Raw genomic sequence first — 15,030 nt, forward strand, 5'->3', positions numbered from 1 at the left:
CACGCATCGTCGAAACGCTGATGCCGGCTGCAGCCTGCTGCCCGTCCTGCAAAGGCGATCTCGTTGAGATTGGCAGCGATGAGAGCCAAAGGCTCACCGAATAAAAATCCGAGTAGACAAGCTTGTAGGATACGCCAATTCGTTTGGCGAAACCCTGCATCAGCTCGACGTCTAAACCATCGCCTGCGCCGGTCACAAAGTTTGCGTAGCGGATGCCGATATGGCGGATTTCTACCCCGTGACTGAAAGCCCGAAGCGATTGTGCAATGTACTTTGGGTAGAAGATGAATGTTGCGACCAACAAAATCCAAGCGAGCAGCATCGTGCAAAGTCGGAATGTGTGCACCTTGGCATGGTGATTTATGCTGGAATAGTCGCGTGGCTTGGAAAAGCCCGGTCGTCGTCGGAGTAGCAGCCACGTAATAAATGAACCGAAGCAAGCTGCGGCCAAAACAACTGTGATCCCCACAATCATCGCGAAATCCTGTTTCGGAGTTCTTAGAGCGCGGGCGTAAGAGATTTGGACCTTCGATCAAAAATGATTTCTTGGTTCGAGTGGGGCTGGCCAAGCAGCGTGGTCCATCATTTCACGGATCATGGTCGGCTCGCCTAAGACGGGAAGCTGTAAACAATTACGGATCAGTGGAACCGTTGCTGAAGCGTTGGCATGGCTAAGGCCTTCGTTCAGAGTGCTGCTCCCGATTCCAATCAGCATGGTGCCCGCGCTGTATATATCCCAGTGGAGACATCGATGATAAAACCAAGCAACCCACGGCCAAGCGGCGATGTGCCTTGAAACCAAGCCCGCACCGATTCTCCTGAAAGTACCGGCCGCCTGTAGCCTGTCATCCGGTGCGGCGTCCTTAGAGAGATTTCCAAAAACGATAAGGCATTCCTGTGCTTCGCGACGGAGATCCACGATCTCCTTGATCGGCTCAAAAAGAAGCCTAGCGCCCGCCCATCCAATTGCGCCCAAGATGATGCTGCTAATGGCGGACCACATCGCGACCTCTCAAGATTCCATAAATTGCGAAGATTCGAATGCGTCAGGCTGCTACTATTCGAACGTGTGGACGCTTGTAGAAGCCAAGCGTAAGAGCTTCGCCGATCGCAGGACTTTTGTATTTGATGAAGAAGGTCTCGAACGTGAGCAGAAGCGAGAAGATCGTGAAAAACGACAGTTCTCATATGCGGCCCCGTGTGACAGAATGCGCAGGCTCGAGAGGGGTAACGGATACATCTAAGATGTCGAGGAAGTAATAAGATGTCGAGGAAGTAAGTTCGCGGAAGCCGGGTACGGGTGGGGCGGTGAACTTCCAGGTGACGGTTCTCAAGGTACTAGTCAGCTATCCAGACGGGTTCGCTGCCATGGCGGACCTTAAGCGCGATATGGCGATTCTGGCGACCAGCGGCCGGGACTGGGCCGAACGCACGAAGCGATTGGCAGCCAGCGTGCCCGACTTGGATATCTTCTCCCAAGGTCTCATCGAACGGATGAACGGCGGCTGGCGTATCACCGACAAGGGACGCTCGGTGCTCGCGACCATGGAGGCACGGCCCACACCCGCCCAAGCAATGGAGCCAGCTCCCATCCGCACGGTCGAGGAGCCGACGCAGGCCACGACTCTGTCACCGATGCCTTCGATAGCTCCAGTTCGGCGCAAGCGCGACCGAAAGCGCAGCCAACGGGACACTGTACGGCGAAGACAGGCGGGCACGTCGTAAGGAAGGTCGGTAGCGACTGGCAATCTCGACCTTCGAAGCGGCGCAGTTCGCTGAAGATAAACTATTGATTTACATCATGTTTATTGATTCGCATGACCTTGGCGTTAGCTAGATGCGCGACACAATCGATAATTGCGCTGCGAAGCTTTCGAAATGGTCGTGGCTACAAAAAACGTCCCGCGTCAAAACTGGCAACTAAGCTCCGCGCGATCGGCCCCACCGCGATGGTTCATGCGACGGTCCGGGCGCGGACGTCGTGCACATGCCGGCTGTTAAGCATTTGAAAAACTTGTGCTATTTAATCCAATCCAACTGGAAGCGGAAATCGCGTCTTCGGATCGCGGTGCACACGTCACGCAAAACCTCCTCCGACGATCGCTGGCTGAGGCAACGCTCGGCTGATCGTGTCCCCACTAAACTCCGGGTCGCACGAGTTTCACTGGCGACGTCAAGAGTGAGTCTCAATATGTGGGCATATGGATCCCCCGCACGCACTTCTGCGCGTATCGTGAGCTGGATCGTCTCACCCATCGAAACTAGAATTGGGTCATGCCTGAGCCGGAGGTTGAGTGGTCTGCCGATCTGATCCATCCCAGGAGCGTCGCCGGAACGGCGCTTCTGGGCAAGGCTTGCGATATCCTCGAGCTGATCGGCAGATCTCCCGGATCGCTCGACCAAGCGCTTCTTGCCGACCAAACGGGTATCCCCAGAGCGACGCTCTACCGAATTCTGGGCGCACTGATCTCGCGCGGTCTGATCCGGGCCGATCCTCGCACTCAAACCTATACGCTCGGCTTCAACTTCCTCGATCTCGCTCAGAACGCTTGGTCGTCATCGGATCTGGCGTCAATCGCTTCCGCGGAACTGAGACGATTGCGCGATCTGACGGGCGAGACTGCTTATCTCGCCGTGCAAGAGGGCAGCCACGTTCTGTCCCTTGGGCGCTTCGAAAGCGCCCATTCGGAACGCTCGAATGCCAGGCTCGGCGCACTGAAGCCAATGCACTGCACGAGCCAGGGCAAAGCCATACTTGCTCATCTCTCTGAGACTCAACTCAACCTTGCCCTGCGCGGCGAGCTGGCGCGGTTCACGGACAATACGATCTGCGACCCCTCACAACTGAGGGCCCATCTCTCGATCGTTCGCGCCCGCGGCTACGCCATCGACGACGAGGAGATCGTTCTCGGTACGCGCTGCGTCGGGACGGCTATTCTTGATCCCGGCGGGAAACCGCTCGCCGCCATCAGCGTGGCAGGCCCGACATTCCGCATCACCGCCCGGCGCGCGGAACAATTGGGACAGGAGCTCGTCGATGTCGCCAAGCGAATCTCCGACCTGCTCGCGCCGACGATCAAGAGCGCCCGGCACCACGATGCCGGCGGTTACAGGGTATGGTCGACGGCCGCCGCGTTTGTCGGTGCGGCACCGCGTTGGGATGCGCGCACGCAAACCTTGGTCTGGGCAGATCTGCTGGCGCCGGCGATCCGGATGGAAGGCCAAAATCCGTGCACCATCGCACTCCACGAATTGTCCGAGAGCATCAACTCGCTGTGCCTCGTTGAGAGCGGAGCCGTTTTCTCGGTCGGCAGCGACGTCGTCATCGACAACCTTTCCGGTCTGCGTGAGCGCATCGAGGGAAAGCCGGGTCTTTCGCTCAAGGTGCTGCGCGCCTCCCCGCAACACGAGATTTGGGCCGCGGCATTCGATGTGGAAGCCAATCTGAGCCGCATCGGCTCGTGGCGGAAGCAATCGGGTCTAGAGGCCGTCTTTGAATTGCAGGGCCACGTCACCGACATCGCGTTTGCCGGCGATGCCGGATTATTCGCCGCATTGCCCTCCCGTCAGTGCATTTATCTGCTGGAGCTGAAGACCGGTCGCAAACGAAGGTTCGCCGACATCCCCAGGGTCGCGGGCGCGCCCTGCGCACTCGCGGTCGACGAAAATTTCGGTCCGTGGGTCGGGTTGTCCGACGGCTGGAGCGTCGTCAAGCTCAACGACAGCGGGGAGATCGAGCGAACCGTCGCACTGCCGGTCCCAAGCCCGACGGGGATCGGTTTCGGCGGGGCAAACCTGAGTGAACTGTTCATCACGAGCGCACGGGCCGGCCTGTCTCGCGAAAGCCTGGCGAAAGCTCCCCTGTCCGGTCAACTGCTGTCGATTGACATCGGTGAGCGCGGCTTGGCGGACACCATCGCTAAACTCTAGAGGAAAATCATGCCAGTTCCAGGCAACAGCAGCACCGCGCCGAAGATTGTGTCGCTCAAGACCCTTCCAGTGCGAATTCCGTTCGCCGACGGCGGGTCAGGAACAGGCGGAACGCCCGCGCGCTGGCATACGCTCGACATGGTTCTGATCCGGGTTGAGGACGAAGCCGGCATTGTCGGCTGGGGCGACGCTTTCGCCTATTTCTGTCTGGACGCAGTGAAAGCGGCCGTCGACCACATGATCGCACCGTTCGTCACAAATGCGAGCATTGACGATATCGCCGCATGGAATCTGGACGTCCAGAAAAGGCTGCATCTTTTTGGGCGCTACGGCATCACCCTGTTCGCCCTCTCCGGGGTCGATATCGCGTTGTGGGATTTGAAGGCCAAGCGATGCGGTCTGCCCCTGTGGCGCCTGTTGGGCGCTAATGCCCCGGCGCAGCGGCAGGCCTATGCTAGCCTAGTGCGATACGGCGACAGCCGCCTCGTCGCCGAGCAGTGCGAGCGCGCCCTCGAGCTCGGCTATCGCCACATCAAGCTGCATGAGATCGATCCGGTTGTCATCAAGCATGCGCGCGACGTCATCGGACCTGATGTCTCTCTCATGGTCGATGCCAATTGTGCCTGGTCGATGCAGGAGACAGCGGCGCTACGCGATACGTTCAGGAGCTGCGACGTTCTATGGGTGGAGGAACCGGTCTTCCCGCCCGACGACTATCGGAGCATGGCCGAGATCGAGAAGCTGGGACTTGCCGTGGGGACGGGAGAGAATGCCAGCACCGCCTTCGATTTCCGTCGGATCATCGAAGCCGTTACTTATCCGCAACCAAGCATGACGAAAGCGGGAGGCGTTTCCGAATTCTCGCAAATTCTCGAGGCCTGCAAGCGTGCCGACAAGATCGCGATGCCGCATACACCCTATTTCGGGCCCGGCTATTTCGCGACGCTGGCGATGTTGCCTCTCATGCCGCCGGGAACACTGATTGAACACCTGTTCGTCGAGCCGGAGGCGTGGGTTGCCACGACCCCGCAGCCGCTGAAAGGCCTCGTGGGCGCATCGAACGATCTCGGTATCGCGTTTGAACCTGACCTCAATGTCATCGCGCGGTATGCTGTCCGGGCATGATCTCACGATGTGAGACGCCTTCGTGCCCCGCTTCGCTCGCGGAGCTTTCTCCCATGGCGGTGAACGCTATGGTGCTGCCATCGAGGCCGCGAGACGCGCAACAGCGTGTCGTTCCAAAGCAGACAGACTTCGGGGTGGAGACATGGAGATCTTTGTATCCGGCGCAACCGGTCGCGTGGGCGGCGTGCTGTCTGCGGCCTTGATGCAGCGCGGTCACAAGGTTCGTACGATCGCAATAGCCGGCGATGCCAACCGGGCCGCGACCGAAGCGGCGGGAATCAGGTGCCACACCGGAAGTCTCACCAACTTCGAGGACGTGGCAAAGGTCGCTGATGGCGTCGATGCCGTCTTTCACATGGCCGCCGTCATATCGTTCCAGCCCACCGCGCGCGATCTTCTCTGGGACGTCAATGTTGTCGGGACCTACAATGTGCTGCGGGCTGCGGCAGCAGAGTCGCAGAAGCGCCAGGTTCGCATGGTCTTTGCATCCAGCGACCAGGTCTATCCGACGCGCTTCGCCCGCTACCGGCCGACCGACGAGAACCACCCCCGGGAACCCTACACATTCTATGGATTGAGCAAGGTCCTCGGTGAGGACATGGTCAAGTTCTACCACCGCACCGAAAAGTCGCTCGACATCAGCACGGCTGTATTCTCCCACACCGAGGCCGCAAGAGAGCTCATCGACCCCAACGGCGAGTACGCCGGTCCTGCGTTTTACGTCAACAGTCGGGTCCGCAGCCTCAAGGCCAGCAGCACGCACCATGCCGGCGCCACTTCCAACAGCGAGCTTGCCCAGGTGCTGGCCGTGCTCGAGCCGCTGGTCAGTCCCGATGAACCGTTGCTGCTGGCAATGGACGCGAACGGCATCCCGCATACGCAAGAACTGGTCGACGTTCGCGACATCGTCCAGGGCCTGCTCCTGATCTTCGAAAAGCCCGAGGCGATCGGCGAGACCTTCAACCTTGCCCCGACGAGCCCTGTAAGCCTCGGCGAGTTCGTCCCATATCTCGCGAAGAAAACCGGCCGCCGCGTCGTCGAGGCGACAATTCCGGTTGAACTCGGGCGGACCCACGGCAGCGGCGCGAAGGCACGCGCCCTCCTCGGCTATGCACCGCGCTATTCGATGTTCGACATGGTCGACGAGGCCGTCGCCGCCGCTTCCTGACGTTCCAAATGCAGACTGACCTGGAGAAAATCACGATGCCTCCGATCTCATCGCAAACGCTGGACAAGCTCAAGTCCTGCTCGACCGCGACGCTCACCACGCAGTTGTTCAAGCGTAACTTTCGCCAACAGTTTCTCGTCGGCGTGACGCCACTCAATCCGAATGCCGGTTCGTTCGCCGGTGAAGCATTCACCCTGCGCTTCATCCCGTCGCGGGAGGACAAAGACTGGGATCTGTCCGACTTGCGCAAGCGCGGCGAGGACAACGTGCAGTGGGAGGCTGTCGAGGCGATCGGCGCAGGCCAGGTCCTGATGATTGACAGCCGCAACGATGCCCGCGCGGCGTCCGCCGGCAACATGCTAATGACGCGGATGATGCGCAAGGGCGTTGCTGCCGCAATCACGGACGGGGCATTCCGCGATGGAACTGAGATTGCCAAGATGCCATTCCCGGCCTACTGCACGGCCAATACGGCCTCGACCCGGCCGGCCTATCACCGCGCCGCCGACATGCAGTTGCCAATCGGCTGCGCCGGCGTCGCCGTCTACCCCGGTGATATCATCGTCGGCGACAGTGATGGCGTCGTGGTGGTGCCGCGCGCGATCGCCGGGGAGCTGGCCGACGACTCCCATGAACAGGAGCTCCGCGAGAAATTCCTCTTCACGAAGATCGATGCAGGTGCGCCGCTCTGGGGAACTTATCCTCCGAATGAAGCGACGATGCAGGAATACGCTGAATGGCGCGCCCGGCAAGCGGCGGAGTAACGCAATGACTATGCCGACCAAGGCACAGCGAGCCGAGGCGCTCATTCGACGCTATTTCGAGGCCTGCAACGACGCCGATCACGCCGCCCTCCTCGATTGTTTTACCGGCGACGCCGTTCACTACTTCCCTCCTGGCCTACCCGGCGCCCCCTGGCGCGGCGCCAAGGCAATCGCGGATCGCTGGGTGTGGTGCGTTAAGAACATGGGTTCCCGTTGGACGATTGAAAAGGTGCTCGCAAGCGAGAACGGTCGCGAGGCGGTGATCGAATGGACCCACTGGAAGACGGCCATCGGTGAAGTGCTGCGCGGCGACGAATGGTACATCTTCAATGAAGACATCACGCGCATCGCCGAAATCCGCGCCTACTACGCTTCCCCCGTCAACAAGGCCGAGGCCATCAACAAGCTGCACGACTTCGACTACGCGGCGAGAGGCTACGCCATGGCGCCGCCTTCGCCGTCACCCAAGATTTCCTGAGTCCATCGGCGGCGGCCAAACATCGTCGGCCACCGACATCGCAGGATACATCCGGTGCATGCTCAGGCACCCCAACCCTTTTGCGGATCTGAAAAATGCCTCTCACGGGAAAGACACGGGTTCATGCGCTGATCGGCTCGCCCATAGCGCAGGTTCTTGCCCCGGGTTGGCTGACCGAAAGGATGCAGAAGGCCGACTACGACGGCGTGCTGGTTCCCCTGCACATCGAAAAGGGCAATCTCGACTCGGCGCTCCCCGCCCTCAAGGCGATGCCCAATATCGACAGCATTCTCATCACCCTGCCGCACAAGTTCGGCGCAGTCATGCATTGCGACCACCTCTCGGACCGCGCGCGTGTGCTCGGAGCCATCAACGCCATGCGACGTGAAGAGGACGGCCGCTGGTTCGGTGACAATTTCGACGGCGCTGGTTTGACGGCCGGCTTGAAAAAGGCGGGACACGCCATCAAGGGCAAGAGCGTGTTCATGATCGGTGCCGGCGGCGCCGGCTCGTCGATCGGCGTCTCGATGCTCGAGGAAGGCGCACGTCATCTGACGTTCCACGACATCAACGCGAACAGCCAGGCCGCGCTGCTGGACAAGCTCCGTAGAGCATATCCCGGCAGGGTCTCGGTAGCTACCACTGTCCCGCCGGATTGTGACATCGTCGTCAATGCGACCTCAGCAGGTTTGCAGGACAGCGATCCTCTGCCGATCGATCCGAACCAACTCGCCCCGCGCATAGTCGTTGCGGACGTCATCACCGACCCGGTGCCGACGCGGCTCCTGGTCGAGGCCGCGAAGATTGGCTGCCCGACGAGGGACGGCACCCACATGCTGGATGGGCAAATCGATCTGCTATTCGGCTTTATACTCGGCAAACGCTGACCCGCCGGGGAGCTTATCGGCGTAGGCGCTGTCACGTCGCGACAACGCGGCGGGTACGCCGTCATTTCCCCGTTTCGAGAAACCCGGCTGGCGTGATCGGCCGTCAGAGTCTCACAACGTGAGACGGTACCTTTCGCCAGGCGGTCGATCCGCTTCTCATCGCAAACGGTGCTCGGTAACGTCGCGCATAACGAGAACAAGCCGTATTCCATGGGAGGACGAATTGGCCCGTTTCGCTGACATCATCACGCAGGTCGCTTCAAGTGCGATTGTCGCATGTCTCTGCCTGAGCACGACGCCGTGCAAGGCGGATTTGCTCGCCGACATCAAGGCGAAGGGCAAGATTCGTATCTCGATCGACCCTGCCGCGCCGCCCTATTCGATCGTCGACGAAAAAGGCGAGTATGTCGGCTCCGAGGTCGAGATCGCGAAGAAGCTGGCGAAAGACTGGGCCCTTCAACTCGAGCTGGTGCCAACCACACCCGCAAACCGGATTCCCTATCTCATCTCGGGCCGCTCCGACGTCGTCATCTCGACACTATCGGTAACGGACGAGCGTAAGAAGGTGGTTGACTTCTCCAAGCCGTATAGCGCCATCCAGATCGTGGTGGGCGCGTCGAAGGCGGATAATGTCTCAAAGCTTGAGGACCTCGTCGGCAAGCGGGTCGCCGTGACGCGAGGCAGCACCAATGACGCCGAGATCACGAAGGCGGCGCGACCCGGCACCGAGATCGTGCGGTTCGAGGACGATGCGACGTCGATCACGGCCCTTCTGAGCGGCCAGGCGAACTACTACGCGACGGCCCCCGCCCTGCTCACGACCGTCAACAAGAAGAATCCGGCCATCGCCCTGGAGTCGAAGATCGTTCTCAAGACAAATGTCATCGGGATTGGCTTGAGGAAAGGCGAGGCCGGGCTCGAGGCCGAGCTCAATCGATGGATCGACGCGAGCCTGCGCGACGGAAGCCTGAATGGCATTTACCGGAGCTATTTCGGCATCGACCTTCCGCCCGAGGTGACCGATGCCAAATGAGCCTCAAAGGGTTCATACCGCGCCTCATCGCTACGATACGGGGCGGCTCTACAGCCTCGTCGAGAAGCTCTTTCTCTCGACGGGCATGGGAAACGCCATGTCACGGGACGTCACCGAATGTCTGCTGACCGCAGACATGATCGGACACGCGACGCACGGCCTTGCGATTGCGCCATGGTATTTGGACGAAATTCGCGGCGGCGGGATGAAGCTCGAAGGTAGCTTCGAGCTGATCTCCGATCGCGGCGCTTGCGTCGCCTGGCGGGGGCATCGGCTACCCGGACCATGGCTCGTGAACCGTGCAGTCGACTGCGCGCTTGAACGCATCGAGAGATTCGGTGTCGTGACGGTGACGATCGCTGAAGGCCACCACACCGGCGCGCTGGCGACCTATCTTCCACGCCTCACGGACAAGGGGTTGATGGCGGTTCTGGCGTGTTCTGGCCCAGCCTCTGCCGGAGTAGCGCCGTTCGGCGGCACGCGGCCGATCTTCACGCCGAACCCTCTCTCGGCCGGGATACCCACCCGGGGCGCGCCCATCCTCCTGGATGTCAGTTGCTCGATCACGACCATTAAGCGGTCCACGCAGCTTGCCAAGGCGGGACAGCGCTATCCCGGCGCGTGGGCACTCGATGCCGACGGCCATCCATCCGACGAACCTCAAGTGGTCATGAGCGGCGAAGGCTCGTTGGTGCCTGTTGGCGGCCTCGACCACGGCCACAAGGGTTATGCGATGGCGCTCCTGGTCGAAGCGCTCACACAAGGCCTTTGCGGCACAGGGCGCAAAGATGCGCTCTCGGGCATCGTGATGAACACTTTCCTGCAGGTCATCGATCCAGCCGCCTTTGGCGGATCCTCAAATTACCTCGACGAGATGACCTGGCTGACGGATGCCTGCCACGCCAACCCTCCGCGGCCGAACATCGACAAGGTTCGCATTCCCGGGGATCAGGCTCGTGCGCGCCTGAAGGACGCGCGGACGGCCGGCGTCCGGCTGGATCAAGCAATCGTCCAAGCGCTCGAACCGTATCTTGCCGAAATCGGCGAAGCATTTCCGCCGGCACTTTGATCGATCACCATCAGGAGGGTTGAATGAGGCATTTCGCAAAGGTTCTGTCCGCAGCCGTTATCTTGGTCGCCGCCTTGAGTCAGGCAGCGTCGGCCGATACCTTGGACAAGATCAAGTCCGCAGGCGTCATTCGGATCGCGATCGACCTCAGCGTTCCACCGTGGGCTTTCAAGGACGAAAATCTGAACCCGACAGGCTCGGAAGTCGATGCCGCGAAACTGCTGGCATCGGACCTTGGCGTCAAAATGGAGATCGTTTCGACGAACGGGGCCAATCGCATCCCTTTTCTGCTCTCCAACCGGACCGACGTCGTGATGTCGGCTCTGTCGATCACCGACGAGCGCAAGAAGTTGATCGCATTCTCGCTGCCCTATGCCGGCGCCACGACCTACGTCGCCGCGCCGAAGAGCATGGATATCAAGACCTTTGCCGATCTATCGGGAAAGCGCATCGCGGTGACGCGCGGCACGACCAACGATGCCGATTTGACCGCGGCGGCGCCTCGCGACGCAGAGATCATCCGCTTCGAGGATGAAGCCACGACGATGACGTCGGTGGTGTCGAACCAGGTTGACCTCGTAGCGCAGGTGCCGATCCTAGTCGAACTCATCAACAAGAAGAATCCTGCCAAAAACCTTGAACCAAAACTTCCGCTTCGTACCGCCCCCATGGGCGTCGGCATGCGCAAGGAAGATGCTGAGCTGAAGCAATGGGTCGACGCATGGGTGAAGACCAACATTGCCAATGGAAAGCTTCAGGAGATCTTCAAGAAGTTCCAGGGCACCGACCTGCCCAAGGAGGTTGTGACGGCTTCCCAGTGATTCCGCATCTCCACGGTGGAGCGAGCAATATTCCATGACATATCATTTCGACTTTGGCGCGGTGCTGGCCCATTGGCCTCTCCTGCTCGAGGGCGTGTGGACGACGCTGCGCCTTACCTTGTTCTCCACAATGTTGGGCATCCTTATTGGCGCCTTTTGCGCAGTGATCCGGACCGGTGGCTCCGCCTGGGCGCGCGCCGTCGTCTCGCTCTATGTCGAGTTCATCCGCAACACGCCCCTGCTCGTCCAGTCGTATTTCCTGATCTTCGGGATCGCCAGCCTGGGTCTCCGGCTGCCGATCCTGATAGGCGCGACCATCGCCCTCACCGTCAATATCGGCGCTTACACGACGGAGATCGTTCGGGCCGGCATCGAATCAATCCATCGCGGCCAGCTCGAGGCTGCGACCTGCCTCGGCCTGTCGCGTGCGCAGACGTATCTGCACGTGATCATCCGACCGGCCCTCGAACGCGTCTATCCCGCGCTGGCAAGTCAGTACGTGCTCTTGATGCTCGCCTCGAGCATTGTCTCCTCCGTCGGCGTCGAAGAGCTGTTTGGCATGTCAAACCGCATCCAGAGCGAGACGTTCCGCAACTTCGAGATCTTCGTCGTGCTCGGCGTGATCTATCTGCTTCTTGCCGTGCTCGTCCGCACCGGTTTTGCATTGCTGGGACTCGCAATCTTTCCACGCCGCCGCAAGCTCGGTACGCCGCTTTGAGCGAAGGAGATGGCCAATGAATAGCGCCTACATGATCTCGTTGCTCAAGGGACTTTGGGGTACCGTCGTGCTCAGCCTCCTGACTTTCCTGTGGGGTGGCCTGATTGGATTCCTCGTCGGCCTCGCCCGCATCTCCCCGATCAAAATGATTTCGCGAGCAGCGGCAGTCTATATCGAGATCATGCAGGGGCTGCCGCTCCTCGTCCTGATGGGTCTGTGTTTCTACGGGCCAAGCATCTTCGGCTACGAGTCGCTGTCTGCCCTGGCTGCTGCAACATTCGCACTTACGCTCTACGGCAGCGCCTATCTCGGAGAGATATGGCGCGGCTGCATTCAGGCGGTAGCCAAACCTCAATGGGAAGCGGCCGAATGCCTCGGCCTCACCCGCTGGCAGCGCATGCGTTCCGTCATCCTGCCGCAAGCCCTGAGGATCGCGATCCCGCCGACCGTCGGCTTCATGGTTCAGATTGTCAAGAACACGTCGATCGCTTCGCTGGTCGTGGGTTACGCCGAACTCTCCTACAACGCCAAGATCATCAACAACGCGACGTTTCAACCATTCCTTTACTTCGGGATCGCCGCGCTGATGTACTTCGCCATCTGCTATCCGCTCTCGGTCCAGAGCCGTGCTCTCGAAAGGAAACTCAATGTCGCCAATCGTTGAACTCAAGGACGTCAAGAAGAGCTTTGGCAATCTGGAGGTCCTCAAGGGCATCACCTTCGAGGTAAAAAAGGGTGAGGTGGCCGCGATCATCGGACAGAGCGGATCGGGTAAGAGTACCGCGCTTCGTTGCATGGATCGCCTGGAGACGATCCAGGGCGGATCGATGCTCATCTGCGGTCATCAGCTACACGATGCTGATGTGGATCTGAGGGCACTGCGGCGCGACGTCGGGATCGTCTTTCAGAGTTATAATCTCTTTCCGCACCTGACTGTTGCGGAGAACATCATGCTGGCACCGCGCTTGGTCAAGGGCATGAAGCAGCGGGACGCCCGGGAAATTGCAAACACGGTGATAGCGAAGGTCGGACTGCGCGAGAAGATCGACTACTATCCGGAGCAGCTCTCCGGCGGGCAGCAGCAGCGCGTGGCTATTGCACGCAGCCTCGCAATGCAGCCCAAGCTAATGCTGTTCGACGAGGTCACGTCGGCGCTCGACCCCCAGCTCACCGGTGAGGTCCTACGCGTCATGGAGCAGCTCGCTGGCGACGGGATGACCATGATCCTGGTGACGCATGAAATGTCGTTTGCCCGCAAGGTGGCGGATCGCGTGATCTATATGCGAGACGGCAAAGTCCACGAAATGGGATCTTCGGACATCCTGCGCGCTCCCGCAACTCCCGAGTTGGCCGCGTTTGTCTCGGAATCAGTGGAACACTAGAGCCGTTTAGGTTCCCACTGAATCGGAACGGCCATTGATTCTTACTTTGTTTGAGGAGCTTTGCATGAGCACGAGTCCTCAGTTGACTGCCGGTGCCGCCCGTCTTGGCTTCTCTGCGTCGGCGGGCGGCCGCGTAACCTTGCTCGAGCTGTGCAGCAGCAATCGGGACGAGTTGGCGAAAACTGTGTTGCGTCCGTTTCCGGACGGGGTCGGCCCGGCACAGTTACTGCACTGGCCCAAGGGCGGAATCTATCCGCTCATCCCGTACAGCAACCGCGTCAAGGACAGTACTCTTGATTTTCACGGCAGGCAGTACGGTTTGCCGTCGCATCCCGACGCCCATCCGCATACGTTGCACGGACACGCCCACCGCATGATCTGGGAGATGACCTCGCTGACCAAATCGCAGGTAACGATGCGATACGTCCATGCGGGAGGCACAGAGTGGCCTTGGCCGTTCAGTGCGACGCTGGACATCGATCTCGAACCCACCCGCGCCCGCCTCTCCTTGTGTCTTCGGAACGATGGGCAAACACCGATGCCAGGAGGGATCGGCCTTCATCCCTATTTCCAGCACGACCCGGACGACCGCGTCGCGTTCGACGCCCCGATCGACTGGCCGGTGACGCCGGATTACTGCGCCAATCTCCCCCGAGATCGCGCTTCGCCGGCCGAGGCTGGTCCGTTACCACCCGGCGAGGTGACACTCTATCGCAGCGGATGGCGCGGACTGTGCGTCATCGACCGCACGAACGGCGACCGGATCGAGATGCAAGCGGATCCGGCATTTTCCCACTTCGTCCTGCATCGACCGGCAAATGCGGAATATCTTTGCGCAGAACCCGTGAGCCACGTCGCCGACGGCTTCAACCTATTCGCCAAGGGGCACCCCTGCACCGGAACTGTCGTTCTCAAGCCAGAAGAGGCGCTGAATGGTTCGGTGACAATCTCGCTCGGCTCGGTCTGAACGGGCGCCATCCTGCCTCTTGAATTATGATGCGATCACCAACAGCCCGCTCGGCACCATGCGCTACAGCGGGTCCTGCGGGCCAGGGAACTTCTGGAGTCAACGCAAATGTTGATTGAATACGTCGCGAGCGGGATCGGCTTTGGCTCGGCCGACGCACTCAGGTATCACTTCAGAAAGAAGCTGGGTACGAGCCCGGCGCGCCATCGCGCCAACTTCAAGCATCTCACGGTGTGAATAGGCGTCCAAGATTGGCTCTGACGCATATTCGATGATCGTGATTGTTTTTATGGCGCGCCAATCAGCCTAGCCTGAAGGAGATCGAGCTTAGCGCGCCCGTACATTTGCCGTTTGACCAGCTTGAGTTTGGTGGGCTTGCGCGGCCGCGCCGGCATGATGGTGGTGCCGTAATGGGCCGCGAGATCCTGGTAGGTCCGGTTGACCCCCGGCTCGTAGCGGCTCGCCGCGTCGTGACCCCGGCCTTCAGATTGTCGCAGACGAGCGCCTTCGGCACCCCGCCCAGGAAGGTCAGCGCATCCACATGGGCGCCGATCCAGTCGGGCAGTGCCTCGCTGAACCGAGCTTGGACGAAGGTGTAATTCGACGCTCCCATGACCGCGACGAAGATCTTGGCGGCGCGGACCTCCCCGGTGAGCCCGTCGAACACCGGCACGGTATCGCCGGCGAA

At 60.4% G+C, this 15,030-nt stretch carries 15 protein-coding genes and 3 pseudogenes; 15 read left to right on the forward strand and 3 right to left on the reverse strand.

Annotation, left to right across the window (positions count from 1 at the left end; all coding sequences use genetic code 11):
* Both ABID58_RS36620 and ABID58_RS36625 read right to left on the reverse strand, forming a co-directional pair.
* Positions 1-475: pseudogene (locus ABID58_RS36620) on the reverse strand (hypothetical protein); the annotation flags it as partial.
* A 57-nt stretch (positions 476-532) separates the two neighbouring features.
* Positions 533-1,003 (reverse strand): hypothetical protein, encoded by a 471-nt coding sequence (locus ABID58_RS36625; RefSeq protein ID WP_354037696.1) that lies wholly within the window; start codon positions 1,001-1,003, stop codon positions 533-535.
* 305 nt (positions 1,004-1,308) lie between these two features.
* Between ABID58_RS36625 and ABID58_RS36630 the strand changes: the two genes are divergently transcribed.
* The 15 genes and pseudogenes from ABID58_RS36630 to ftrA all read left to right on the forward strand — a co-directional run.
* Positions 1,309-1,725 carry a hypothetical protein gene (locus ABID58_RS36630; protein ID WP_354037697.1) on the forward strand — a complete coding sequence of 139 codons (417 nt, stop codon included), beginning with the start codon at positions 1,309-1,311 and terminating at the stop codon, positions 1,723-1,725.
* 549 nt (positions 1,726-2,274) lie between these two features.
* Positions 2,275-3,930 carry an IclR family transcriptional regulator domain-containing protein gene (locus tag ABID58_RS36635; RefSeq protein ID WP_354037698.1) on the forward strand — a complete coding sequence of 552 codons (1,656 nt, stop codon included), beginning with the start codon at positions 2,275-2,277 and terminating at the stop codon, positions 3,928-3,930.
* A 9-nt stretch (positions 3,931-3,939) separates the two neighbouring features.
* A complete protein-coding gene (locus ABID58_RS36640) occupies positions 3,940-5,055 on the forward strand; it encodes a mandelate racemase/muconate lactonizing enzyme family protein (RefSeq protein ID WP_354037699.1) in 1,116 nt (371 codons plus the stop codon).
* Positions 5,056-5,197: 142 nt separating this feature from the next.
* The gene (locus ABID58_RS36645) at positions 5,198-6,223 is read left to right on the forward strand and encodes an NAD-dependent epimerase/dehydratase family protein (RefSeq protein ID WP_354037710.1); all 1,026 of its coding nucleotides are present in this window, start codon (positions 5,198-5,200) and stop codon (positions 6,221-6,223) included.
* Between the two features lie 8 nt (positions 6,224-6,231).
* Positions 6,232-6,987, forward strand: a complete 756-nt coding sequence (locus ABID58_RS36650; RefSeq protein ID WP_354037700.1) for an RraA family protein — start codon at positions 6,232-6,234, stop codon at positions 6,985-6,987.
* Between the two features lie 4 nt (positions 6,988-6,991).
* Positions 6,992-7,465: a nuclear transport factor 2 family protein gene (locus ABID58_RS36655; RefSeq protein WP_354037701.1), complete on the forward strand. Its 474-nt coding sequence runs from the start codon at positions 6,992-6,994 to the stop codon at positions 7,463-7,465.
* Positions 7,466-7,560: 95 nt separating this feature from the next.
* Complete coding sequence (locus ABID58_RS36660; RefSeq protein ID WP_354037702.1) at positions 7,561-8,352, forward strand: shikimate dehydrogenase family protein; 792 nt, start codon at positions 7,561-7,563, stop codon at positions 8,350-8,352.
* Between the two features lie 223 nt (positions 8,353-8,575).
* Positions 8,576-9,385: a transporter substrate-binding domain-containing protein gene (locus ABID58_RS36665; protein ID WP_354037703.1), complete on the forward strand. Its 810-nt coding sequence runs from the start codon at positions 8,576-8,578 to the stop codon at positions 9,383-9,385.
* Positions 9,375-10,454 (forward strand): Ldh family oxidoreductase, encoded by a 1,080-nt coding sequence (locus ABID58_RS36670; protein ID WP_354037704.1) that lies wholly within the window; start codon positions 9,375-9,377, stop codon positions 10,452-10,454. Before ABID58_RS36665 ends, ABID58_RS36670 begins: the two co-directional genes overlap by 11 nt.
* A gap of 23 nt (positions 10,455-10,477) precedes the next feature.
* A complete protein-coding gene (locus ABID58_RS36675) occupies positions 10,478-11,275 on the forward strand; it encodes a transporter substrate-binding domain-containing protein (RefSeq protein WP_354037705.1) in 798 nt (265 codons plus the stop codon).
* A gap of 34 nt (positions 11,276-11,309) precedes the next feature.
* Positions 11,310-11,993: an amino acid ABC transporter permease gene (locus ABID58_RS36680; protein ID WP_354037706.1), complete on the forward strand. Its 684-nt coding sequence runs from the start codon at positions 11,310-11,312 to the stop codon at positions 11,991-11,993.
* Between the two features lie 16 nt (positions 11,994-12,009).
* Positions 12,010-12,657: an amino acid ABC transporter permease gene (locus tag ABID58_RS36685; RefSeq protein WP_354037707.1), complete on the forward strand. Its 648-nt coding sequence runs from the start codon at positions 12,010-12,012 to the stop codon at positions 12,655-12,657.
* On the forward strand, positions 12,641-13,375 hold the full coding sequence (locus tag ABID58_RS36690; protein WP_354037708.1) for an amino acid ABC transporter ATP-binding protein: 735 nt from the start codon (positions 12,641-12,643) through the stop codon (positions 13,373-13,375). Before ABID58_RS36685 ends, ABID58_RS36690 begins: the two co-directional genes overlap by 17 nt.
* Positions 13,376-13,439: 64 nt before the next feature.
* Complete coding sequence (locus ABID58_RS36695; RefSeq protein ID WP_354037709.1) at positions 13,440-14,342, forward strand: aldose epimerase family protein; 903 nt, start codon at positions 13,440-13,442, stop codon at positions 14,340-14,342.
* Between the two features lie 54 nt (positions 14,343-14,396).
* Positions 14,397-14,579 (forward strand): annotated as a pseudogene (ftrA, locus tag ABID58_RS36700) (transcriptional regulator FtrA); the annotation flags it as partial.
* Positions 14,580-14,713: 134 nt separating this feature from the next.
* Here the strand turns inward: ftrA and ABID58_RS36705 are convergent.
* Positions 14,714-15,030 (reverse strand): annotated as a pseudogene (locus ABID58_RS36705) (IS21 family transposase); the annotation flags it as partial.

This window comes from Bradyrhizobium sp. S3.2.6 (assembly GCF_040546885.1).
Classification (GTDB): Bacteria; Pseudomonadota; Alphaproteobacteria; order Rhizobiales; family Xanthobacteraceae; genus Bradyrhizobium; species Bradyrhizobium cytisi.